This is a genomic window from Pseudomonas grimontii, assembly GCF_007858185.1.
In the GTDB taxonomy this organism is placed as follows: Bacteria; Pseudomonadota; Gammaproteobacteria; order Pseudomonadales; family Pseudomonadaceae; genus Aquipseudomonas; species Aquipseudomonas grimontii.
On sequence record NZ_VFES01000016.1, the window covers coordinates 83,670 to 106,312 of the forward strand.

A 22,643-nucleotide genomic window follows, 5' to 3' on the forward strand; every position below is an offset into this window, starting at 1 on the left:
TCTTCAATCAGCATGATCGCCCTTTGAAGTAGCCCTCAACTGTGATTGGGGGCTGACTATTACGCGACCTTCGTCAGCCCTTTCTGATTTTCCCCGCCGTTCATCCAGCCGCTTTTTGCTGCGGCAGACTCCGACGCCTTGCCCTCTGCCGAGACGTCACGGATGACCCACGCTTCCCACATTGCCTCTATCGAACATGAGCTGGATGGCTTTCATCAGAGCCTGGTGACCTATCGCCAGCAGATGGGCGCCTGGTATTCGCGGGCGCTGGATTCGGTGAGCCACGCGGCGGATATGCCGTCGTTGCTGGGAATGGATCGGGTGTTGCGCGTGGGGGATTCGCAGCGCTCTGTGAGCCTTTCCGATGCGGATTTTTCGACCGTCGCCCAGTGCCCCTCGGGCGGCGAACTGAAGATCGAGAGTCAATTCGAGTCGGTGTATGACGTGCCGATTGGCGACATCTCGGTGGAGGTGATCGGGCTGGATGACGGCAGTTCCACGCGGGTCATGCTGGATGAGCATGGCAAGGGCTCACACCACTGCGCCGCTGGCGGGCGCTATCAGGTGCGGGTACAGGGCGGTGTTTCCGAGGAGCAGGTGGATGCGCTCTTCGCCTCCTACGCCGGGCTGACGGCGGACCTGGAGCGGTGGCTTCGCGAACAGTGGCAAGGCTTCAAGCCGCATTGGCAGCAATCCACGGCCAGTGCGATCGGCAGCGGGATATTGGCTGGCAGTTGGGCGGCGATTCGCGATGTGTGGGACAGCATCAAGCTGGTGCAGGCGATTCTTGAAGACCCGTTGAAGTACGTCGCACAGCTGGGGGCTGAAGCGGCCAAGCTGGCGCAAATCGCCACCGATGCGCCCAAGGTCATGGAACAGGCGATGTTACTCGCCAGTGATGAAGCGGCGCTGTTCCTGCTGGTGCGCACGGCGATGATCTGGTTGGACGCATTGCCGCCCAGTGCGATTGCGCAGGTGGCTGCTGGGCTTGTGGTGTCGTTGCTGATTGACCTGGTGATTGGTGCGGTGCTGACCATCGCATTGCCGGCGGCGGCTGTGGCGTATTTGAGCCTGCGCCTGGCCAGGTATGGCGCGCAGATTGTTAAGGCGGCTGTAGGTTTTGTTCAGAGCGTGCTGGCGATTCTGACGAAATTCATGCAGGCGGTGGATCGCTACAAGGCGGTGGCGGTTCGCGGCGTGGTCGGTGGGGTGAAGCAAGGCACGCTGCAGATGCGCTGGCGGGCGCGGCAGAACGCGGTGCTGAAGCAAAAAGAGCCTGTGGATGATGTGCCTGCTGTATCGACGAATCCGAAGGGCGATGCGGCGGCGGCTTCGGACAAGACGGTAACCAACGGCTGCCCCGTGTCGATGGTTACCGGGGAGGAGTTGCTCACTCTCACCGATGGCACGTTGGACGGAATTTTGCCGTTTGAGTGGACCCGGTTGTACCGCACCAGTGCGGTGGAAGTGGATGGCGGGTTGGGGTTTGGTTGGAGTCACTCGCTGGCGCATCGGCTTGATGTGTCGGGCGATTCGGTGGTGTGGACGGACCATGAGAATCGCATTACTTCATTTCCGATGCCGACTGTTGCTCGACCTGCAATCACCAATAGTTTGGCCGAAGCGGCGATCTATTTGGGTTCTTTGCCGGACGAGTTGGTGTTGGCCCAGGCGTCTCGGTTTTATCACTTTCGCGACGGTGTGTTGGTCTCGATCAGTGATGCGTATGACAACCGGTTGCGGATTTCTCGGGATTTTCTGGGGCGCATTGAGCGGCTGGATAACGGGGCGGGTTGTGCGCTGTTCCTGCGCTATGCGTCGGGCCGCATTGTGGCAGTGGACTACCAGGTGCAGCGGGCCAAGGGACGTGAACCCTACGTTTGGGTCACGGAGCAGAACGTCGTTTCCTACGCCTATGACGACGCTGGCCGGCTGGTCTCGGCGACCAATGCGATAGGCGAAAGCGAGGTTTATCGCTACGACGATCAGCACGTGATTCTTGAGCGTGGGCTGGCCGGTGGGGCGAGTTTCTTTTGGGAATGGGAACGGGCTGGCAAGGCCGCGCGGTGTGTGCGGCATTGGGCCAGTTTTTCCCAGATGGATACGCGGTATGCCTGGGGGGACGACGGCCGTGTCACGGTGCATAACGCCGATGGCAGCCAGGAAGTGTATGTCCATGACGACCGGGCGCGACTGGTGCAGCGGATTGATCCGGACGGTGCTTCGCATTTCAAATCCTATGACGACAAGGGTCGGCTGACGGTCGAGCAGGATCCTCTGGGGGCGGTGACGGCGTATCAGTACGACGACGCCGGACGGTTGGTGGCGTTGTTTCCGGGGGATGATGAGCCCACGTCCTACGAGCATGACAACGGGTTCGTACGGGTTGTGCGCCGTGGTGAGGCGGTCTGGAAGTACGAGCGCAATGACCAGGGCGATGTCATTCGTAAGACCGATCCCGATGGTCATGTTACGGATTACAGCTACGACAAATACGGGCAACTGGTTGGGGTTTGGTACCCGGATCACAGTTGCCAGCGGCTGGTGTGGAATGAGCGCGGACAGTTGCTTGAAGAGCAACTGCCGAATGGCGGGATCAAGCGCTATCGCTATGACGATCTTGGCCGGCAGGTGGCGCGCGAGGATGAGCAGGGCGCGCTGACCCAGTGTCAGTGGGACAGCGTGGGTCGCTTGGTTCGTGTGGTGCTGCCGGGTGGAGCGTGTCGAGAATACAGCTACAACCCCTACGGAAAAATCACCGCCGAACGCGACGAACTGGGCCACGTCACCCGCTACGAATACGCCGACGGGTTGCACCTGATCAGCCGCCGTATCAACGCCGACGGTAGCCAGGTCAAGTACCGCTATGACAACGTGCGGTTATTGCTGACCGAAATCGAAAACGAGGTCGGCGAGACCTACCGACTTGATTACCACCCCAATGGCCTGATCCAGCAGGAAACCAGGTTTGACGGGCAGCGTACGGCCTACGTCTACGACCTCAACGGCAACCTGCAGGAAAAGACCGAGTACGGTGACGATGGCAGTCAGCTCGTTACCCGTTACGAACGAGACCACGCCGGACGCCTCGTCAGAAAAACCCTGCCCGACGGCAGTCTTGTTGAATATGCCTACGACCGCCAGGGCAACCTCCTCAGCGTCGACGACGGCCACTGGGCGCTGGCCTACGAATACGACCAACAAAACCGCCTCACCGCCGAACATCAGGGCTGGGGCACCTTGCGCTATGGCTACGACGCCTGCGGCCAGCTTCAAACCCTGCGACTGCCGGACAACAACCGCCTCACCTTCAACCACGCCAAAGGCGGCCACCTCGCCACCATCGAATTAAACGGCGTACTGCTGACCTCTCATCTGTTCAAAGCCGGCCAAGAACACCAGCGCCAACAAGGCCAACTCCTCAGCCACTACCACTACGACGACCAGCAACGCCTGCACGCCCACGCGATCACCCAGCAACAAGAGTATCTCTACCAACGTCAATACGACTACGACACATCCGGCAACCTCACCCGCCTGCTCGACACGCGCAAAGGCGAACACCACTACCACTACGACCCCGTAGGCCACCTGACCCGCGCTGACCACTCCCAAGACCTGCAGGAACGCTTCGGCCACACCCCCGCCGGCAACCTGCTCATGCAAGACCGCCCCGGCCCCGACATCGTTGCCGGCAACCGCCTGATGATCCAGGGCGACCGCCACTACGACTATGACGCCTTCGGCAACCTCATCCGCGAACGGCGTGGCCGTGGGCACGCGCTCATCACCGAATATCGCTACGACTGCCAGCACCGCCTCATCGGAATCACCCAACCCAACGGCCAAACCGCCAGCTATCGCTACGACCCTTTTGGGCGGCGTATCAGCAAAACCGTGGACGGCATAACGACGGAGTTTTTCTGGCAAGGCGACAGGCTGATTGCCGAACACCATGCAGATCGCCACCGCAGCTATCTCTATGAGCCCGACAGTTTCCGTCCGCTGGTCCTACTGGATGGCTTTGGTCCACAAGACACCAAAGCCTTTCACTACCAACTCGACCACCTCGGCACGCCGCAAGAACTCACCGACCCAGACGGCGACATCGTCTGGTCCGCGCATTACCGCGCCTACGGCCAGATCAGCCGTCTCGACAAAGGCAAAATCGACAACCCGCTACGTTTTCAGGGTCAGTACTTTGATCAGGAAAGCGGGCTGCACTACAACCGCCATCGCTACTACAATCCGGATGTTGGTCGCTACCTGACGCCGGACCCGGTGAAGTTGGGCGGCGGGATCAATGCGTACTTGTACGCGCCCAACCCTACTGGGTGGGTGGATCCCCTGGGACTGAGCGTCTGCCCAGGTGGGGATGGATGTAAACCATCCCACAACGCTGAGAGCCCAACAAAGCACGCAAAAGCTAACAATGGCGAGCCAACGCTCCCCGCTCCCGCGTCAAAACAAGACACCACCGTCAGAGTACGGCATTACACAAGCAGAGCAGGCTCAAAAGGAATTGAAAAAACAGGAGTGATATTGGCCCAAGATAACAACAGAGTCTATCTCGAACCTGCAAAGAGCAAAGTGCTAAGTCCTAGAGATGCACAGGAAAAATATCAGATCGACAAAAGCAAAGGCCGAGATTACATTGAAACGGACGTACCTGAGTCACAATTAGAACTGGTAAAAAACCCCAGATACAGCACCATGGAATTAACCGTAAAAGGTAACCTGACATTAAACAACCCTACCTTTACGAGGAGAAAGTAATGCTAGAGCAAAATCAAAAAATAGTTCTTACCGGAAAAGAAGCACTTGACGCCCTTAAAGAAATTGAATACATACTTATATCCCTACACAAAATGGGTAGCTTTTATGCTGAAAAACCTGGCGCTCTGGAAGAGTATCGCAAAGCGACCACTGACTTTATCGATAACTGTGCCGTTACCCAACGATTGTCAAAGGTACGAACGATAATTTCTCAACACTTTGACGACTCTCTCGGCGATGACGAACTGGATGATATAGAGAGACATTTTTCCGACTTGAAATTTTGGAAACCCGATCAACCCTTGAATAAAAAAACACCTGAAACAGAAGTACCGGAAGTCTCGAAGGGAACCATTCAACAAGTAACGTGCAAGCGTAACGAATTACTGGTGGTTTTTACCAACCAGAAAGGTGAACTTCTACTAATCACCTTTCACAACCCCGTAGCATTCAAAGGCATTAGCGCGATTGGAACCGAAACAGATGGCCTTTTTAAAGAAGGAGACCCTACGCTTTTAGAAGACGCAAAATGCATTACCCCTCTGCAAAATACGGAAACTTATTGCTTCAAAGCAACCACGAGCAGAGAGATTATTTTTATAGTAACTTCAGAAGGATACAGCGTTGAAAAGATATGATTGAAAACGCAACAGCCTTTCCAGATCAAAAATTCAAATTTAAGCGACCACCCAACGTATGAAACACTGATCAATACTCCTAATGAGCAAACCGCTACTTACCGTTACGACCTGCTTGGAAGGTTCGCAAAAAAAATGAGCTATTTTGATGACGAGCTAATTATGGAGCTGAAACCCCAGAATATTGTCTTTGATATTCCACCCACAAATGACCACGCTTCCATTGTTAGAGAACCTAATGAAAACATACCTTTTTCAGGAAGCAAAATTGCCTGAAACAAACTACACAAAAGCATTAAGTTTGCGGACAACCTCCCGAACTTGGCAACCTCACGACCGGCCAGGAAAATCATAAAAATCGCCGACAATAAGATAATTATTGTGGGTGATTCGGTTTGTGACGAGGCGTATTGCATAAATATCCAACAACCAGAAGAAGCACTCAGAGCCTTCTCCAAAATACCACGACACACATATATTCTTCAGAGAAACCCAGATTGGATTGCTTGCATTTCATTTGAGGGCGATATCGACTTCACACTATTGAAACCCCCTACACCACAAAGACCCATGTATTGAATGGCGCTGCCGATTCTAAAACACTCTATATGTACAAAATATCAACCTAGTTGGACGAGAAAGCTACTGCTTTATGGTGAGCGATGCCAGGTAGGTAAACTTCCAGTGGTTGCTGATCGATATATGGTCCAAGAGGCATAAGTCAAAATTTCACATCACAAAAACTACAGAAAACACCGATCACCAGACTAGACCCTGAGCCGAATCCGCAGCACAATCGGCTCACCAAATGAGCCGAATAACCTCTTTATTCGGCTCTCGCACCCCAGGCATTCCACCATGGCTCATCCAAACTGGATCTGGCAACACGCCGACTGGCCTCACTTCCACTGGCAACCCGGTCGCCTCGCGGCTTTGCTGCGCGAATGCGGACAAGCCCAAGGCAAGCTGTTGGGCATGCTCGGCTCCGTCAGCCAGGCAGTCAGCGCACAGAATGAACTGGATGCGCTGCTGCAAAATATCCTGACGTCCTCGGCGATTGAGGGTGAGCAGTTGAATGTCGACTCGGTGCGCTCGTCCCTGGCAAGGCGGATGGGCCTGGAAGCGATGGCAGACGGTCAGGTAAGCCGCCGCAGCGAAGGACTCGCCGAGTTGATGATGGATGCCACTCAACAATTCACCCGGCCGTTTACCCTCGCCCGCTTATTGAACTGGCATCACTTATTATTCCCGGCCCCGGAAGCGGGCTATGCCGCCAGAGCACTCAATATCGGGTCATTGAGGGGAGATGAGCCGATGCAGGTGGTGTCGGGCCGGCTTGATCGGCCGACCGTGCATTTCGAGGCCCCGCCACGCCTGGGACTGGAGCAGGCACTCGCGGATTTTCTGGAGTGGTTCGAAACCAGCCGCGATGAGCCAGAACTGGACCCGCTGGTACGCGCCGGCGTCGCGCACTTCTGGTTTGTCACGCTGCATCCCTTCGATGACGGCAATGGTCGCCTGACACGCGCTATCACCGATTTGGCACTGGCCCAGGGTGAACACCAGGCAATCCGTTTCTATGCCATGTCAGCCAGCATCCTCGAAGACCGCACCGGCTACTACAACGCACTGGAATCCAGCCAGAAGGCCTCACTGGATATCACTGACTGGCTGGAGTGGTTCCTTAAAACCCTGTTACGCAGCGTGCAGCAGGCCATGACGCGGATTGACCGGGTGCTGGAAAGGAGTCGGTTCTGGCAGCAACACCGCGACGTCCCTTTGTCGGCTGAACAGATCAAGGTCCTCAATCGACTGCTCGACGGTGGTGAGAAGGGCTTCGAACACGGCATCAGCGCGGCGCAGTACCAGACGGTCGCAAAGGTCTCCAAGGCGACAGCGACGCGACACCTGGCGGACCTGCTGGAAAAAAACTGCCTGGTCCGTCTCCCCGGAGGCGGCCGCAGCACGCGATATCAGGTCAATACAGGGGGCGAGTGACGCCCCACTCATTTGCCCAGAGTCCCCATGTCTGCTAGTGTCGCGCCGGTTTACCGTCTACCGGAATAGCCGCCATGGCCCGCAAAAAAGTTGCACTCGATTTCGAACAATCCCTCGCCGACCTGCAAACATTGGTCGAGCGTCTGGAGAACGGCGAGTTGTCGCTGGAGGACTCGCTGACGGCGTTTGAGCAAGGCATCGGCCTGACCCGTGACTGCCAGAGCGCGTTGGCGCAGGCGGAGCAGAAGGTGCAGGTGTTGCTGGAGCGTGACGGGGAGTTGGCCGAAGAACCTTTCGATGCGGAACAGCCGGAATGATCGACGCGTATCAGGCCAGTAGCCAAGCCCGGGTGAATGCGGCGCTGGAGCCCTTGTTTGCTGCGCCAAGCCCGGAAATGAAGCGTCTGTATGAAGCCATGCGCTACAGCGTGATGAATGGCGGCAAGCGTGTGCGCCCGTTGCTGGCCTATGCGGCCTGTGAAGCGCTGGGCGCGCCGGCCGAGCAGGCCAACGGTGCAGCCTGTGCGGTCGAGTTGATTCACGCGTATTCCCTGGTACACGACGATTTGCCGGCCATGGACGACGACGATCTGCGTCGCGGCCAGCCCACCACCCATAAAGCCTTTGATGAAGCCTATGCGATCCTCGCCGGTGATGGCTTGCAGAGCCTGGCGTTCAGCGTGTTGCTGGACCCACGCTTGAGCAGCGTCAACGCCGAGATCCGCTTGCGCATGGTCACCGCACTGGCCCTGGCTGCCGGCCCTGCGGGCATGGTCGGCGGGCAGGCGATCGACATGGGTTCGGTCAGCGTCAAGCTGGATCAAAAAGCCCTTGAGCACATGCACCGCCACAAGACCGGCGCGCTGATCGAAGCCGCCGTTCACTTGGGCGCCCTGGCCAGCGGGCGTGCCGAAACCGCGCAATTGGCGGCCCTGCTGACCTATTCCCGGGCCATTGGCCTGGCGTTCCAGGTGCAGGACGACATTCTCGACGTGGAAAGCGATACCGCGACCCTGGGCAAACGCCAAGGCGCCGATATCGCACGGGACAAACCGACTTATCCTGCGCTGCTCGGGCTGGAAGCGGCCAAGGCCTACGCCTTGGAACTACGCGATCAAGCGCTGGACGCCCTGCGACGTTTCGACGCGGCGGCCGGGCCGCTGCGCGACCTGGCGCGGTATATCGTCGAACGCCGCCACTGATTACGGCGGCCATTGCAGCCGCATATCGGCCAAGTTCGGCGCTCTGCGTGGGCAGTTTGCGATGCTTGAGGTAAACTGCCGCCTCTTCTATACCTATAACGATTCGCCTGATGCCCACGACGTTTCAAGAGATTCCCCGCAAGCGCCCGTCCACGCCCCTGCTCGACCGTGCTGCCACGCCGGACGGCCTGCGTCGTCTGGGTGAAGCCGAGCTGGAAACCCTGGCCGATGAGTTGCGCCTGGAATTGCTCTACACGGTCGGCCAGACCGGTGGGCATTTCGGTGCTGGCCTGGGCGTCATCGAGCTGACCATCGCGTTGCACTACGTGTTCGACACCCCGGATGACCGGCTGGTGTGGGACGTCGGCCATCAGGCGTATCCGCACAAGATCCTCACGGGCCGCCGCGAGCGCATGGCCACGCTGCGCCAGAAGGACGGTGTTGCCGCCTTCCCGCGCCGCGCCGAAAGCGAGTACGACACTTTTGGCGTCGGCCACTCCAGCACCTCGATCAGCGCAGCGCTGGGCATGGCAATTGCCGCCCGCCTGCAAGGCAGCGACCGCAAGGCGATTGCCGTGATCGGTGATGGCGCGCTGACTGCCGGCATGGCCTTCGAAGCGCTGAACCATGCGCCGGAAGTGAACGCCAACATGCTGGTGATCCTTAACGACAACGACATGTCGATCTCGCGCAATGTCGGTGGCCTGTCCAATTACCTGGCCAAGATTCTCTCCAGCCGCACCTACGCCAGCATGCGCGAAGGCAGCAAGAAGGTGCTCTCGCGCCTGCCTGGCGCGTGGGAAATCGCCCGGCGCACCGAAGAATATGCCAAGGGCATGCTGGTCCCCGGCACCCTGTTCGAAGAATTGGGCTGGAACTACATCGGCCCGATCGACGGCCACGACCTGCCGACCCTGATTGCCACGCTGCGCAATATGCGTGACCTCAAGGGCCCGCAGTTCCTGCATATCGTCACCAAGAAAGGCAAAGGCTTCGCGCCGGCGGAAGTCGACCCGATCGGCTACCACGCGATCACCAAGCTCGAACCTGTGGACGCCCCCGCCGCTGCGCCGAAAAAAGCCAGCGGGCCGAAGTACTCCGGCGTGTTCGGCGAATGGCTGTGCGACATGGCCGCCGTCGACCCGCGCCTGGTGGGCATTACCCCGGCGATGAAGGAAGGCTCCGACCTGGTGGCGTTCAGCGAGCGCTTCCCGCTGCGCTATTTCGACGTGGCAATTGCCGAGCAGCACGCCGTCACGTTCGCGGCCGGTATGGCCTGCGAAGGCGCCAAGCCGGTCGTGGCGATCTACTCCACGTTCCTGCAGCGCGGTTATGACCAGTTGGTGCATGACGTCGCGGTGCAGAACCTCGACGTGCTGTTTGCCATCGACCGTGCGGGTTTAGTCGGCGAAGACGGACCGACTCACGCGGGCAGCTTCGACTTGTCCTACTTGCGTTGCATCCCCGGCATGCTGGTGATGACGCCGAGCGACGAAAACGAACTGCGCAAGATGCTCAGCACCGGCCACCTGTATAACGGCCCGGCCGCCGTGCGTTACCCGCGGGGCAACGGCCCGAACGCATTGATCGAGAAGGACCTGGAGCCTATCGAAATCGGCAAGGGCATTGTGCGTCGCCAGGGCAGCAAGGCTGCATTCCTGGTATTTGGCGTGCAATTGGCCGAAGCGCTCAAGGTGGCCGAGAAGATCGACGCCACCGTGGTCGACATGCGCTTCGTCAAGCCGCTGGATGAAGCCCTGGTGCGCGAAATCGCCGGCAGCCATGAGCTGCTGGTGACCGTCGAGGAGAACGCCATCATGGGCGGTGCCGGTGCGGCAGTCAGTGAGTTCCTGGCGCGGGAAAACATCCTCAAGTCGGTGCTGCACCTGGGCTTGCCGGATGCGTACGTCGAACACGCCAAGCCGGCGCAGATGCTGGCTGAGTGCGGGTTGGATGAAGCAGGAATCGAGGCTTCGGTGCGCGAGCGCATGGCGTTGCTGGGCCTGTAGAAACCGGCTCAACATGTGGGAGGGGGCTTGCCCCCGATAGCGGCAGTTCAGTCAACAACTATGCTGACTGACAAGGCGCCATCGGGGGCAAGCCCCCTCCCACATTTGATTTGTGCCATCCTCAAACGCTATGGACAGCCCATGAAACACCTGTACCTTGCCCTGCTGCTTCTGCCCTCCCCTGAATTGCTCGCCGACACCCGCGACAACGCCCTGAAACTCCCCGACGTCGTCATCAGCGCCAACCGCCAGGTCCAGGCACGCAACGACAGCAGCGCCGCCAACTCCGTGTTTACCCGCGACGACATCGACCGCCTGCAACCCACCAGCCTCACCGACCTGCTCAGCCGTGTGCCTGGCGTACAAGTCGCACCTTCCGGTGGTCGTGGCAGCTTGCCGGGTATCTACCTGCGGGGTACCAAGTCCGCGCAAAGCCTGGTGCTGGTCGACGGCCAACGCATCGCCAACACCACCTCCGGCGACAGCGGCCTGCAATACCTGAACGTCGACCAGATTGAGCGTGTGGAAGTGCTGCGCGGCTCGCGCTCGGTGATCTACGGCAGCGACGCGATTGGCGGGGTGATCCAGGTGTTCACCCGGCGCAATGCCGAGCATGGCGTGCAACCGCGGGTAAAACTGGGGTTCGGCAGCCACAACACCTGGCAGCGCAGCCTCGGCCTTTCGGGTGGGGATGAACAGACACGCTTCAACCTGGGGGCGAGCCTGGATGACACTGCCGGCATCAACTCAACCCACCAGTCGTTCCCCAGCGACGGCGACCATGATGCTTATCGCAACCAGTCCGTGAGCCTGAACCTCAGCCATTCCTTCAGCGATGAACTGGAGGTGGGCTTCAATCTGTTGGATAACCGCGGCAAGTCGGAGTACGACAACAGCTTCGGCCGCTACGACACCGCCACCGGGCAAACCGTCGGCCAGAAACCCTACACCGATTACGCCGTGAGCAGCGCCAGTGGCTATGTCGACGCCACGCTCAACGAGCACTGGCAATCGCGCCTGGAGCTGGGCCACAGCGAGAACCTCGACACCAAGCGCGACACCCTCAGCGAGGATTTCAGCGTATTCAACACCTACCGCGACTCGGTCAACTGGCAGAACGACCTGAGCCTGGACGACCAGAACAGCCTGATCCTCGGTGGCGACTGGTACGAAGACCGCTTCCACGGCTCCACCACCTTTACCGAAAACAGCCGCTGGAACCGTGCCGCCTTTGTGCAGCATCGCTTTCACAGCGAGTGGTTTTCCACCGAACTGGGCCTGCGTCACGACCAGAACCAGCAGTTCGGCGGGCAAAATAGCTGGAGCGGCACCCTGACGTTGCCGGTCAACCCCGACAATGACCTGCTGCTGAGCTACAGCGAAGGCTTCCGCGCACCGACCTTCAACGACCTCTATTACCCGGACACAAAGTACAGCAACCCCAACCTGCAGCCTGAAACATCAAAGAGCTACGAACTGCAGTGGCGCAGCCAGTTGAGTGACAGCACGCGCCTGGAGGCCTCGCTGTACCGCACCGACTTGAGCGACGCGATCATTCTCGACCAAACCGGCAAGCCGCAGAATGTGGCGTCGGCCCGCATCAACGGTTTTGAGGCGGCGCTCAAGCAGGACCTGTTCGGCTGGCAAGGTAACCTCGGGCTGTCGCTCATCGACCCGCGCGACCGCGACAGTGGCCACACCCTGGCCCGCCGTGCACGGCGTACGTTGAGCCTGGACCTGGACCGGCAATTCGATCAGGTGGGCGTGGGCGCCAGTTGGCAGGCGATCAGCCACAGCTATGACGATGAAGACAACACTCACCGCCTGGGCGGCTATGGGTTGCTCGGGCTGCGTGGCAGTTGGGCGGTGACGCGGGAAGTGGCGTTGTCGCTGAAGGTCGATAACCTGCTGGACAAGTCCTATGCGCGGGCGCGCTACAGCTACGACGATCCGGCATTCGTCAACAATCACGATTACCGTGAAGAAGGCCGGGTGTGGATGTTTGGCGTGACGTGGACACCTGAAATCTGATTGTCGCCTGGGCTGGTCTCAACGGCTCGGAGCAATCACCTGACACAGCCGCGCCAGCGCTTCCAGCATCTGCCCGCTGGGCCGTTCCAGACCTTTGTCTGGAACCAGTCGCACACGTGCCGCCATGGTTGGCCAGGCCTTCCAGGCCTCCTTCTGCGCCTGATCGCCCACCAGAATCATCTCGGGATTACGTTGCAATACCGACTCGATGCTGACCTGCGGCGCGGGTAGCTTCAGGTCGTCAAACACGTTGCGCGCACCGCACACGCTCAGCGCGTCGCTGATGATCTGGCCGCCGCCCACGGTGTACAGCGGCTGGTTCCACACCTGATAGAACACCCGCAACGGTTCGGCACGTTGATAACGCTGACGTAACTGCGCCAGGCGCAGGCGCAGTTGCGCGGCCAATTGCCGGCCGGCATCGGCACGGCCCAGTTGCTCGGCGATGGCCTGGACCTGGGTGGTCAATTGTTCAAGGCTATGGGGTTCGGCGACGTACACCGGGATATTCAAGTGCCGCAGCTGCTCGCGCTGGGCCGGGCCGACGCTGCCGGGCCAGAGCAGGATCAGGTCGGGCTTGAGGCTCAGCAGGCGCTCCATGTCCAGCTGTCCGTAACGCCCAACCGACGGCACGTTCGCCAGCGCCGCCGGGCGTTCGCCGCCATCCAGCACGCCTGCCAGCAGGTCAGTAGCCCCGAGTTCAACCACGATTTCCGACAGCGATGGCGCCAGGCTCACGACCCGTTCGACCGCCAGCGCCGGGGCACCGAACGCCAGCAACAGAAGCGCCAGCCAGCGGCCCGTCATCCCAACTGACGCGGGATGCGGTAGAGGTAAAACAACACCATCGTCGACAGCGCCAACAGGAAAAGCGGCACCGCCTCCAGGCCGACGAACACCGCCAGTGCGCCCACCCACGCCGGCACGGCAGCCACCATCAAGGCCGTACGTCGTCGGGCCGCCAGGGTAATCCAGGCAGCCGGTTCTTCAGCGGTATCAAGGGCTTTGGAGGTGGCGATCAGGGCGTGTTTATAGCCGTGGAAGTAGCGCAGGCTGAGGAACATCGATGCCACGCCGGCGATAAAGAACGGCATGGCCAGCACCGGCAGCAAGGGCTCGGCCTGGCCGAACACCAGGTTGATCACGAACAGCGGGAGCAGCGCCAGGGCCAGGTACTGCCACCAGTTGAAGGACAGTCGCCGTTTCACCTGGCCACGGGTCACGCGGGGTCGACCTCGCCCTGATGCTCGTTGCCCATCATGTGGTCGAGCTTGCTGGCCTTGGTCGCCAGGTAGAGTTTGTTGTGCGGGTTGTGCCCGGTATGCAGCGGTACGCGCTCAGCCACGGTGATGCCCATCTCGGTCAAGGCTTTGACCTTGCGCGGGTTATTGGTCATCAGGCGCAGGGATTTCACGCCCAGGTGCTCCAGCATCGGCAGGCAGATCGCGTAGTCACGCTGGTCGGCGGCGAAGCCCAGGCGCTCGTTGGCCTCGACGGTATCGGCACCGCCGTCTTGCAGCTCGTAGGCGCGGATCTTGTTCAGCAGGCCAATGCCACGGCCTTCCTGACGCAAGTACAACAGCACACCACGGCCTTCACGGGCGATGGCGCGCATCGCGGCTTCAAGTTGCGAGCCGCAGTCACAGCGCTGGCTGAACAGCGCATCGCCGGTCAGGCACTCGGAGTGCACGCGACCGAGAACCGGTGCGCCATCGGCGATGTCGCCGAGGCTGAGCACAACGTGCTCACGCCCGGTGGCCTCTTCGAGAAAGCCGCTCATGGTGAACGTGGCAAAAGGGGTAGGCAGCTTGGAAGCAGCGACGAAAACGACGGGCACCGTGTGCTCCTGATTTCAGATTTCACAGAGGCGGGCATTGTAACAGCAGGTTCCTACAGACGCTTAAGCTGAATTATCGCTGATAAAGATCAATCGGTTTGATTGGCCTTTGTGTTGATTCTATGTAGGAGCGCGACAGACTATTCAGGGCGTCTCGCGAAAGTGCTGATAGCCACGCACGGCCGGGGTGATGTCCTGCCCGTTGGCGTCAAGCAACGTGACACCCTGCCCCGCCTCGACCCGGCCGATCACGTGGATCGGCCAGCCGCCAGCCAGCAATGGCGCAAGTTCCAGGGGCGGCAGGGTGAACACCAGCACGTAGTCATCGCCGCCGCTCAATGCGGCCACCCGCGCCTCGTCATCCCCGACAAACGCGAGCAAGGCGTTGGATAGCGGCAGCTGCTCGCGCTCGATCAACAGGCTGACAGCCGAGGCCTTGGCGATATGCCCGCAATCGGCCAAAAGCCCGTCAGAAATATCCATCGCCGACGTAGCCTTGCCCCGTAGAGCCAACCCCAAGGCCAACTGCGGTTGCGGCGACCAGTAATGGGCCAGCAACGGGTCGGCAATCGCTGCGTCGGCGCTGCGCTGCCCCAATACCAGCGGCAAGGCACCGGCGGCATTGCCCAGCTCGCCCCCCACGCACAACAGGTCGCCCGGCTGTGCGCCGCGGCGCGTCAACGCTTGCCCGGCGGGTACACGACCAAACACGGTCAGGGTCAAGCTCAGCGGGCCGCGCGTGGTATCGCCGCCCACCAGGCCCACGCCGCAGCTTTGCGCCATGGCGTTCAAACCCTGGGCATAGCGTTGCAGCCAATCGGCATCGACGGTCGGCGTGGTCAGGGCAAGGGTAAACGCGAGGGGATGGGCGCCCATGGCGGCTAGGTCGCTGACCGCCACGGCCAGCGAGCGCTGGCCGAGCAGGAACGGGTCACAGGGGTCGGCAAAGTGCACGCCGGCCACTAAGGTATCGGTGGAAATTGCCAGTTGCTCCCCGGCGGGGAGCGCCAGCAAGGCGCAGTCGTCGCCGATCCCCAGGGCGATGCCCTCGCCACCCTGCGCACACGGCGCGGCGGCGAAGTACGTGTGGATCAGCTCAAACTCGCCCATTCAGGACTCAAGCGCAGGTTAGCGCTTGTACGCCTTCACTTCGGCTTCACGCAGGCGCGGGGCCAGCTTGTCGAGCACGCCGTTGACGAACTTGTGACCGTCGGTCGAACCGTAGACTTTCGCCAGTTCGATACCTTCGTTGATCACCACGCGGTACGGCACGTCGACGCGCTTGAGCAGCTCCCAGGTGGACAGGCGCAGTACGGCCAGTTCAACCGGGTCCAGCTCTTCGAGGGTGAGGTCCAGGCACGGCGTCAATGCAGCGTCGATCTCGTCCAGGTTGGCCGGAACGCCGTGCAGAATGTCGTGAAAGTAACTCTGGTCGGCAAACGTGAAGTCGTTATCGACGCGAAATTGCGCTTCGATTTCGTTCAGCGAAGTGCCGGCCATATGACGCTGGTACAGCGCCTGGGTCGCGAGCTGACGGGCCGCACGGCGCTTTTCGCTTTTCGAGGGCTTGCCGGCGTCTGCTGGACGCTCGTCGCGCGGGTTGAAACGATCGCTTTCGTCGGAAATCACTTGGCCTCCAACTGCGACAGCAGGCTGACCATTTCCAGCGCGGACAGGGCAGCTTCAGCGCCTTTGTTGCCGGCCTTGGTGCCGGAACGCTCGATGGCTTGCTCGATGGAATCCACGGTCAGTACGCCGAAAGCGACTGGCACGCCGAACTCCATGGACACCTGGGCCAGGCCCTTGGTGCATTCGCCGGCCACGTATTCGAAGTGCGGAGTACCGCCACGAATGACCGCGCCCAGGGCGATGATCGCCGCGTATTCACCCTGTTGAGCAACTTTTTGCGCAACCAGTGGAATTTCGAAGGCGCCAGGGGCGCGGATGATAGTGATGTCGCTCTCGCTCACACCGTGGCGAACCAGGGCATCCACGGCACCGCTTACCAGGCTTTCAACCACGAAGCTGTTGAAGCGGCCAACCACCAGGGCATAGCGGCCTTTGGGGGCGATGAAGGTACCTTCGATGGTCTTCAGGGTCATTCGACAAATCTCTTAAAGAGCCGGGACGCGAAAAGTGCGTCCCTCAGTGATGATTTAACCGCGAACAAGGGGCAAAAAGCGCCGGCCTTTATTCGGAGGGCACGTATTCTACAACTTCCAGATCGAATCCGGATATCGCATTAAATTTCATCGGTGCGCTCATCAGGCGCATTTTGCGCACACCGAGGTCACGCAGGATCTGCGAACCGGCACCGACGATGCTGTAGGTGGTCGGCGTTTTCACCTGGGTCTGCTCGGCGGTTTCGCGAATATGCGCGAGCAACACGTCGCCATCCACCGGGTTACCCAGCAGCAGCACCACACCGCTGCCTGCCTCGGACACCGCAGCCATCGCGGCGCGCAGGCTCCAACGGCCCGGTTGCTTGACCATCAGCAGGTCGCGCAGCGGGTCCATGTTGTGTACGCGCACCAGGGTTGGCTCGTCGGCGCAGATGGTGCCCAGGGTGAGGGCCATGTGCACGTCGCCTTCGACCGAATCACGGTAGGTCACCAAATTGAATTGGCCCAGTTCGCTGTCCAGCGGCTGCTCGGCAATCCGCTGAACGGTACGTTCGTGGATCATCCGGTAGTGAATCAGGTCGGCAATCGTGCCGACCTTAATGTTGTGTTCGGCGGCAAAGGCTTCGAGTTCGACACGACGGGCCATGGTGCCGTCGTCGTTCATCACTTCGCAGATCACGCCGCTCGGCTCGAAACCAGCCATGCGCGCCAGGTCGCAGGCCGCTTCGGTGTGGCCGGCGCGCGCGAGGGTGCCGCCCGGTTGAGCCATCAACGGGAAGATGTGGCCTGGGCTGACGATGTCTTCGGCCTTGGCGTCCTTGGCGGCAGCGGCTTGCACGGTGCGCGCACGGTCAGCGGCGGAAATGCCGGTGGTGACGCCGGTGGTCGCTTCAATCGATACGGTGAACTTGGTGCCGAAACCCGAGCCATTGCGCGGCGCCATCAACGGCAGCTTGAGCAACTCGCAGCGCTCTCGGCTCATGGGCATGCAGATCAGCCCACGGGCGTGCTTGGCCATAAAGTTGATGTGCTCAGGCTTGCAGGCCTCGGCGGCCATGATGATGTCGCCTTCGTTTTCGCGGTCTTCGTCATCCATCAGGATGACCATCTTGCCTTGGCGGATGTCTTCAACCAGTTCTTCGATGCTATTGAGCGCCACAGGGCACCCCCTTGGTCAGGATTTCAGGTAGCCGTTAGCGGCCAAAAAACTTTCGGTGATGTTACCGGCGGCAGGCTCTGCGGCCTTATCGCCCATAAGCAGGCGCTCCAGGTAACGGGCAAGCAAGTCGACTTCCAGGTTCACCCGGCGACCAGGCTGGTACGACGCCATGATGGTTTCGCTCAGGGTGTGGGGAATAATGGTCAATTCAAATTCGGCGCCGTTCACGGCGTTCACGGTGAGGCTGGTGCCATCGACAGTGATCGAGCCTTTGTGGGCGATGTACTTGGCCAGCTCTTTGGGCGCGCGGATGCGGAATTCCACGGCACGCGCATTTTCGCTGCGGGCCACCACTTCGCCGACGCCGTCGACGTGACCACTGACCAGGTGGCCGCCCAGGCGGGTGGTCGGGGTCAGGGCTTTTTCCAGGTTGACCGGGCTGCCGGCCTTGAGGTCGTTCATCGCGGTGCAGTCCAGGGTTTCCCGGCTGACGTCGGCGGCAAAGCCGTTGCCCGGCAGCTCGATGACGGTCAGGCACACGCCGCTGACGGCGATGCTGTCGCCCAGCTTGACGTCGCCGAGGTCGAGCTTGCCGGTTTCAACCAGCAGGCGCACGTCGCCACCCTTGGGGGTCATGGCGCGGATGCTGCCGATGGATTCGATAATGCCGGTGAACATGGCCTTCTCCTGGAAAACGGGGCGGGCACTTGAGCGCCCGGTCAGAATTATACGCTCGCTGCTGGCACAGGGATGGCAGTGACTCGCCAGTCGTCGCCTACAGCGCGCATTTCAGTGATCTTGAGTTGGGGGGCGTCTGCCAGTTTCTCAAGCGGCCAGTCGAGTAAAGGCCGGGCAGCGGAGCCGAGGAACTTGCCGGCGACGAAAATCACGTATTCGTCCACCAGGCCCTGCTGGGCAAACGCCCCCGCCAGGCTTGGGCCGGCTTCCACCAATACGTCGTTGACGCCACGGGCGGCCAGGGCCACCAGCGCCGAGCGCAGGTCGACCTGGCCGTCCACGCCCGGCACCACCAGGCATTCGGGGCCACGGGGGAACTGGTTTTCTGCGGTGACGCAAGTGATGACCAACGCCGGGCCGGCCTTGAAGAACGGCGCGTTGAGCGGCACGCGCAAACGGCCATCGATCAGCACGCGCAGCGGCGGGCGCGACATGGCCAGGGCCGTGGTGGCTTCGTCCAGGCCGAGTTCGGCGGCGCGTACGGTCAGGCGTGCGCCGTCGGCCAATACCGTGTCGGCACCGGTCAGTACCACGCTGGCCTCGGCGCGCAGGCGCTGCACGGCGGCGCGGGCGGCGGGGCCGGTGATCCATTGGCTTTCGCCGCTGGCCATGGCGGTGCGGCCGTCCAGACTCATTGCCAGCTTGACCCGCACAAACGGCAGGCCCTGTTCCATCCGCTTGAGGAAGCCCTTATTCAGGGCCCGCGCTTCACCTTCCAGCACGCCACTGCGCACCTCAATCCCGGCCTGGGCCAGGCGCTGCATGCCGCGCCCGGCAACTTCCGGGTTGGGGTCCTGCATCGCTGCGACCACCCGCGCCAGCCCGGCACTCACCAGCGCATCGGCGCACGGCGGGGTATGGCCGTAGTGGCTGCAGGGCTCGAGGGTTACGTACGCCGTGGCGCCTCGGGCCTTGTCACCGGCAGCCCGCAAGGCATGCACTTCCGCATGGGGCTCACCCGTGCGCACATGCCAGCCTTCGCCGACAATCTGCCCATCGCGGACAATCACGCAGCCCACACGCGGGTTGGGGTGGGTGGTGTACAGGCCGTTGCGCGCCAGTTCGAGGGCGCGGGCCATGTAATGGGCGTCCAGCACAGCCTGTTCAGCAGAAAGTGGGTTCATTCTTTGACCGGCTCACGGGCCAGGCGGTCGATCTCTTCACGGAACTCGTTGAGGTCCTGGAAGCGTCGATACACCGAAGCGAAACGGATATAGGCGACTTCGTCGAGCTTTTGCAGCTCGCCCATCACCAGCTCTCCAACCACCAGGCTCTTGACCTCGCGCTCGCCGGTGGCGCGCAGCTTGTGCTTGATATGCGCCAGCGCCGCCTCCAGCCGCTCGACACTCACCGGGCGTTTTTCCAGCGCGCGCTGCATACCGGCGCGCAGTTTTTCTTCGTCGAAAGGCTGGCGGCTGCCGTCGGACTTGATCAGACGTGGCAATACCAGTTCGGCGGTTTCGAAGGTGGTGAAACGTTCACCGCAGCCAGGGGCCAGGCATTCGCGCCGACGACGCACTTGATCGCCCTCGGCGACCAGACGCGAGTCAATGACCTTGGTGTCGTTGGCACCGCAGAAGGGACAGTGCATGGTGGCAGGCAACAAAAAAAGGGAGGGCCATGGTAGCGCATCCCCGTGGCAAGACAAGCCATAGCCTTTACGGTATATAGGCAGGCCTATATGTTTCTTATATTTCAAGCCACGGATTTTGTCCTTTTCTGGAGCCGTACATGCAGTTACGACCACTTGTTTTGCTCACCGTGTTCAGTGTCCTGGTCGCCTGCAGCAGCGAAGCCCCCAAACCGGCCGCACCTCAACCGACGCCCGCACAAGAGAAAAAAGTCCCCGGCATTGAAGACCTCGGCCCCCTGCCCGCCTATCAACGCGAAATCAGCGGCAGCCTCACCAACGTGCCGGCCGGCGCCGAAGTCGAGATGGCGCTGCTGGTGATCGATGACCGTTCGCGCCCGCAACAACTGCTGGCGAGCAGCGTACTGACCGGCAACGGCAAGCCCCTGGCCTTCCGCCTGCGCTACAACCCCGAGGCGTTCCCTGCCGGCGCGCGGGTTGAATTGCGTGGCCGGGCCAGCCAATCCGGCCAGTTGATCCTGCATCTGCCCGCCGTACGCATCACCCAGGCGATCACCCAGACCACCGGCCCCCTGGAACTCGTCAAGGCACCATGACGCCACCCTTGGACTTGCAGCGCGCCCTGAGCGCGCTGATCGGCGACGCCCAACTGCTGCCCTGTCCGCTGCCGGGCACCGAGCTTTCATTGTGGCTGCTGGATGCGGACAACATGGACCGCGCCTTCAGCCCCGAGGAAACCCGACGCATCCTGCATGAACCGCCCTACTGGAGTTTTTGCTGGGCCAGTGGTTTGGCGCTGGCGCGGTATCTGGCGGCGAACCCGCAATGGGTTAAAGGCAAGCGCGTGCTGGATTTCGGCGCCGGTTCCGGTGTGGCCGGGATTGCGGCGGTTAAAGCCGGCGCGTTGGAAGTGGTTGCCTGCGACCTCGACCCGCTGGCGTTAGCGTCCTGCCGGGCGAATGCCCAACTCAATGGTGTGACGTTGAGTTACTCGACGGACTTTTTCGCCGAAGCCGACCGCTTCGACCTGATCCTGGTCGCCGACGTGCTCTACGACCGCACCAACTTGCCGCTGCTCGACCACTTCCTCAGTCGAGGCCGCGAAGCGCTGGTGGCGGACTCGCGCGTGCGGGACTTCCAGCACCCGGCTTATCGGCGGCTGGAGATACTCGATGCGCTGACATTGCCGGACTTGGCCGAGCCTTGGGAGTTTCGCAAGGTGAGCCTGTACCATTCGCGGCGGTAAGCCCGCGCGTTACAAATTTCTGGCAATAAGTTGGCTGAGACAGAAAAAGAGTGGCTGTGGAAAATGCCCTCCTTCCGCACGAGTCCAGAGCAATCCACCCGCATGTTTTTCCAGACAATTCCGCTCATTGGCCGCCCCATAAAGGCCTTGCAAAAAGGCACGCAGCTACCTAATCTCTACGGCAATACACCCGCCATGCCTCTGGCTGCGTCAGTAGCCAAGCACAAATTGTGCGGGTTTTTTATGCCCGGTGTTTTTTAGGCATGAGGACATTCAGCAAGCCCGCAATTGACGTTTCAGCTCAGTTGCAGCTGCTCAAGCACCGTGGGTTGGATGTTCAGGACGAGGTTCGCGCCGAGTCTTTTTTACAATCGGTCAGTTTCTTTCGACTCAGCCCCTATATGCGGCCGTTCCAGCAGCCGGAGGATGTCAACCATCGCTTTCGTGACGGCAGTCAGTTTCGTCAGCTAACTCGCCTTTACGACTTTGATCGACGGCTTCGTTTACTCACCATGGATGCCATCGAGAGAGTCGAAATCGCATCGCGCTCCGTCATCAGCAACCACATGGGGCCCGCCCATGGCAGTCATTGGTATATCAACCCATTGATGTTCCACGAAGCGTTCGATCATCAGCGGCTGCTTACGACGCTGTCCGCCAAACAATCCACAGCCATGCGTGACTTCCAGCGGGAATGCGAGCGCATCGATAGATCGCGCGCCGACGACATGAGAAAACGCCTCCTTAAACGCCACAGGGCAAAAGAAAGCTACGCCCGCCATTACACCGTTACATACGCCCATCCACCTCTTATGCCAGGCTGGGCCATGTTGGAAGAACTGACGCTGGGTGATTTATCCCATTTATATAAAGGCTTGGCGAAAGACGCGGACAAAAAAGCCATTGCCAAGCGCCTGGGACTTGCGGCGCCCCTGATGCAGTCTTGGCTGCACACCCTGACTACCATTCGCAACATGTGTGCCCATCATTCGCGACTGTGGAACCGGGAGCTAGGCATTCGTCCCGAACTTCCGAAGAGCGCCAACTTCTTATGGCCAGGACATCTCTTTCAGCCAGGGCCGCACACCCGCATTTTTGCAGCGCTCTGCATCCTCAATCACTTTATGCATCAACTGAGCCCCAACAGCGACTGGGGTCAACGCCTGCATCAACTGATTTGCGAATTTCCCGAAGTTAGCCTGAAAGCGATGGGCTTCCCTCTCGATTGGTATAAAGACCCTTTTTGGCACGCGTCCAGCACCTGAGCACCATGCGGCTTCCGGTAGCCTTCGCCAG

General features: G+C 60.5%; 21 protein-coding genes. 11 read left to right on the top strand and 10 right to left on the bottom strand.

From position 1 onward, the window contains the following. Window positions 1–162: 162 nt before the first annotated feature. The 8 genes from FIV39_RS23260 to FIV39_RS23295 all read left to right on the top strand — a co-directional run bounded on the left by FIV39_RS23260 (window position 163) and on the right by FIV39_RS23295 (window position 12,653). Window positions 163–4,776, top strand: coding sequence for an RHS repeat-associated core domain-containing protein (locus FIV39_RS23260; RefSeq protein ID WP_090401880.1), 4,614 nt, complete (start codon window positions 163–165; stop codon window positions 4,774–4,776). Next, window positions 4,776–5,414: a hypothetical protein gene (locus tag FIV39_RS33585; protein ID WP_090401879.1), complete on the top strand. Its 639-nt coding sequence runs from the start codon at window positions 4,776–4,778 to the stop codon at window positions 5,412–5,414. Before FIV39_RS23260 ends, FIV39_RS33585 begins: the two co-directional genes overlap by 1 nt. Continuing rightward, window positions 5,415–5,690, top strand: a complete 276-nt coding sequence (locus tag FIV39_RS23270; protein WP_143513855.1) for a hypothetical protein — start codon at window positions 5,415–5,417, stop codon at window positions 5,688–5,690. A 582-nt stretch (window positions 5,691–6,272) separates the two neighbouring features. Continuing rightward, window positions 6,273–7,412 carry a Fic family protein gene (locus tag FIV39_RS23275; RefSeq protein WP_090401878.1) on the top strand — a complete coding sequence of 380 codons (1,140 nt, stop codon included), beginning with the start codon at window positions 6,273–6,275 and terminating at the stop codon, window positions 7,410–7,412. Window positions 7,413–7,486: 74 nt separating this feature from the next. Next, on the top strand, window positions 7,487–7,729 hold the full coding sequence (locus FIV39_RS23280; RefSeq protein ID WP_003176346.1) for an exodeoxyribonuclease VII small subunit: 243 nt from the start codon (window positions 7,487–7,489) through the stop codon (window positions 7,727–7,729). Further along, on the top strand, window positions 7,726–8,613 hold the full coding sequence (gene ispA, locus FIV39_RS23285; RefSeq protein ID WP_090401877.1) for a (2E,6E)-farnesyl diphosphate synthase: 888 nt from the start codon (window positions 7,726–7,728) through the stop codon (window positions 8,611–8,613). Before FIV39_RS23280 ends, ispA begins: the two co-directional genes overlap by 4 nt. Window positions 8,614–8,723: 110 nt before the next feature. Beyond that, the gene (dxs, locus tag FIV39_RS23290) at window positions 8,724–10,622 is read left to right on the top strand and encodes a 1-deoxy-D-xylulose-5-phosphate synthase (RefSeq protein ID WP_090401876.1); all 1,899 of its coding nucleotides are present in this window, start codon (window positions 8,724–8,726) and stop codon (window positions 10,620–10,622) included. A gap of 141 nt (window positions 10,623–10,763) precedes the next feature. Then, the gene (locus tag FIV39_RS23295; RefSeq protein ID WP_090401875.1) at window positions 10,764–12,653 is read left to right on the top strand and encodes a TonB-dependent receptor domain-containing protein; all 1,890 of its coding nucleotides are present in this window, start codon (window positions 10,764–10,766) and stop codon (window positions 12,651–12,653) included. Window positions 12,654–12,671: 18 nt separating this feature from the next. On the opposite strand, the gene FIV39_RS23300 is transcribed toward FIV39_RS23295, so the two are convergent. The 10 genes from FIV39_RS23300 to nrdR all read right to left on the bottom strand — a co-directional run bounded on the left by FIV39_RS23300 (window position 12,672) and on the right by nrdR (window position 20,101). Next, window positions 12,672–13,460: a cobalamin-binding protein gene (locus FIV39_RS23300; protein ID WP_090401874.1), complete on the bottom strand. Its 789-nt coding sequence runs from the start codon at window positions 13,458–13,460 to the stop codon at window positions 12,672–12,674. Further along, window positions 13,457–13,876, bottom strand: coding sequence for a nuclear fragile X mental retardation-interacting protein 1 (locus FIV39_RS23305; RefSeq protein ID WP_090401873.1), 420 nt, complete (start codon window positions 13,874–13,876; stop codon window positions 13,457–13,459). Before FIV39_RS23305 ends, FIV39_RS23300 begins: the two co-directional genes overlap by 4 nt. After that, window positions 13,873–14,490, bottom strand: coding sequence for a GTP cyclohydrolase II (gene ribA / locus FIV39_RS23310; RefSeq protein WP_090401872.1), 618 nt, complete (start codon window positions 14,488–14,490; stop codon window positions 13,873–13,875). Before ribA ends, FIV39_RS23305 begins: the two co-directional genes overlap by 4 nt. A gap of 144 nt (window positions 14,491–14,634) precedes the next feature. Beyond that, complete coding sequence (gene thiL, locus FIV39_RS23315) at window positions 14,635–15,600, bottom strand: thiamine-phosphate kinase (protein ID WP_090401871.1); 966 nt, start codon at window positions 15,598–15,600, stop codon at window positions 14,635–14,637. Window positions 15,601–15,618: 18 nt separating this feature from the next. Next, window positions 15,619–16,119 carry a transcription antitermination factor NusB gene (nusB, locus tag FIV39_RS23320; protein ID WP_057724858.1) on the bottom strand — a complete coding sequence of 167 codons (501 nt, stop codon included), beginning with the start codon at window positions 16,117–16,119 and terminating at the stop codon, window positions 15,619–15,621. Beyond that, window positions 16,116–16,592 carry a 6,7-dimethyl-8-ribityllumazine synthase gene (gene ribH, locus FIV39_RS23325; RefSeq protein ID WP_003176356.1) on the bottom strand — a complete coding sequence of 159 codons (477 nt, stop codon included), beginning with the start codon at window positions 16,590–16,592 and terminating at the stop codon, window positions 16,116–16,118. Before ribH ends, nusB begins: the two co-directional genes overlap by 4 nt. An 88-nt stretch (window positions 16,593–16,680) precedes the next feature. Continuing rightward, a complete protein-coding gene (gene ribBA, locus FIV39_RS23330; RefSeq protein ID WP_090401870.1) occupies window positions 16,681–17,772 on the bottom strand; it encodes a bifunctional 3,4-dihydroxy-2-butanone-4-phosphate synthase/GTP cyclohydrolase II in 1,092 nt (363 codons plus the stop codon). A gap of 15 nt (window positions 17,773–17,787) precedes the next feature. After that, a complete protein-coding gene (locus FIV39_RS23335; protein ID WP_049711322.1) occupies window positions 17,788–18,450 on the bottom strand; it encodes a riboflavin synthase in 663 nt (220 codons plus the stop codon). A gap of 47 nt (window positions 18,451–18,497) precedes the next feature. Further along, the gene (gene ribD, locus FIV39_RS23340) at window positions 18,498–19,634 is read right to left on the bottom strand and encodes a bifunctional diaminohydroxyphosphoribosylaminopyrimidine deaminase/5-amino-6-(5-phosphoribosylamino)uracil reductase RibD (RefSeq protein WP_090401869.1); all 1,137 of its coding nucleotides are present in this window, start codon (window positions 19,632–19,634) and stop codon (window positions 18,498–18,500) included. Beyond that, window positions 19,631–20,101, bottom strand: a complete 471-nt coding sequence (nrdR, locus tag FIV39_RS23345; protein ID WP_167361102.1) for a transcriptional regulator NrdR — start codon at window positions 20,099–20,101, stop codon at window positions 19,631–19,633. Before nrdR ends, ribD begins: the two co-directional genes overlap by 4 nt. 140 nt (window positions 20,102–20,241) lie before the next feature. On the opposite strand from nrdR, the gene FIV39_RS23350 reads away from it, so the two are divergent. The 3 genes from FIV39_RS23350 to FIV39_RS23360 all read left to right on the top strand — a co-directional run bounded on the left by FIV39_RS23350 (window position 20,242) and on the right by FIV39_RS23360 (window position 22,612). Further along, on the top strand, window positions 20,242–20,697 hold the full coding sequence (locus FIV39_RS23350; protein WP_027605189.1) for a YbaY family lipoprotein: 456 nt from the start codon (window positions 20,242–20,244) through the stop codon (window positions 20,695–20,697). Continuing rightward, window positions 20,694–21,347 (top strand): class I SAM-dependent methyltransferase, encoded by a 654-nt coding sequence (locus tag FIV39_RS23355; RefSeq protein WP_090401868.1) that lies wholly within the window; start codon window positions 20,694–20,696, stop codon window positions 21,345–21,347. The genes FIV39_RS23350 and FIV39_RS23355 overlap by 4 nt, the downstream gene beginning before the upstream one ends. Before the next feature lie 263 nt (window positions 21,348–21,610). After that, on the top strand, window positions 21,611–22,612 hold the full coding sequence (locus tag FIV39_RS23360; RefSeq protein ID WP_090401866.1) for an Abi family protein: 1,002 nt from the start codon (window positions 21,611–21,613) through the stop codon (window positions 22,610–22,612). Window positions 22,613–22,643 lie beyond the last annotated feature (31 nt).

Bases quoted from the DNA above. Each gene is read 5' to 3' on its own strand.
- thiL (WP_090401871.1), bottom strand. From the start codon at position 15,600: ATGGGCGAGTTTGAGCTGATCCACACGTACTTCGCCGCCGCGCCGTGT.
- dxs (WP_090401876.1), top strand. From the start codon at position 8,724: ATGCCCACGACGTTTCAAGAGATTCCCCGCAAGCGCCCGTCCACGCCC.
- nrdR (WP_167361102.1), bottom strand. From the start codon at position 20,101: ATGCACTGTCCCTTCTGCGGTGCCAACGACACCAAGGTCATTGACTCG.
- FIV39_RS23355 (WP_090401868.1), top strand. From the start codon at position 20,694: ATGACGCCACCCTTGGACTTGCAGCGCGCCCTGAGCGCGCTGATCGGC.
- FIV39_RS23260 (WP_090401880.1), top strand. From the start codon at position 163: ATGACCCACGCTTCCCACATTGCCTCTATCGAACATGAGCTGGATGGC.
- ribD (WP_090401869.1), bottom strand. From the start codon at position 19,634: ATGAACCCACTTTCTGCTGAACAGGCTGTGCTGGACGCCCATTACATG.
- FIV39_RS23280 (WP_003176346.1), top strand. From the start codon at position 7,487: ATGGCCCGCAAAAAAGTTGCACTCGATTTCGAACAATCCCTCGCCGAC.
- FIV39_RS23335 (WP_049711322.1), bottom strand. From the start codon at position 18,450: ATGTTCACCGGCATTATCGAATCCATCGGCAGCATCCGCGCCATGACC.
- FIV39_RS23360 (WP_090401866.1), top strand. From the start codon at position 21,611: ATGAGGACATTCAGCAAGCCCGCAATTGACGTTTCAGCTCAGTTGCAG.
- ispA (WP_090401877.1), top strand. From the start codon at position 7,726: ATGATCGACGCGTATCAGGCCAGTAGCCAAGCCCGGGTGAATGCGGCG.
- FIV39_RS23300 (WP_090401874.1), bottom strand. From the start codon at position 13,460: ATGACGGGCCGCTGGCTGGCGCTTCTGTTGCTGGCGTTCGGTGCCCCG.
- FIV39_RS33585 (WP_090401879.1), top strand. From the start codon at position 4,776: ATGCTAGAGCAAAATCAAAAAATAGTTCTTACCGGAAAAGAAGCACTT.
- FIV39_RS23350 (WP_027605189.1), top strand. From the start codon at position 20,242: ATGCAGTTACGACCACTTGTTTTGCTCACCGTGTTCAGTGTCCTGGTC.
- FIV39_RS23295 (WP_090401875.1), top strand. From the start codon at position 10,764: ATGAAACACCTGTACCTTGCCCTGCTGCTTCTGCCCTCCCCTGAATTG.
- FIV39_RS23275 (WP_090401878.1), top strand. From the start codon at position 6,273: ATGGCTCATCCAAACTGGATCTGGCAACACGCCGACTGGCCTCACTTC.
- ribH (WP_003176356.1), bottom strand. From the start codon at position 16,592: ATGACCCTGAAGACCATCGAAGGTACCTTCATCGCCCCCAAAGGCCGC.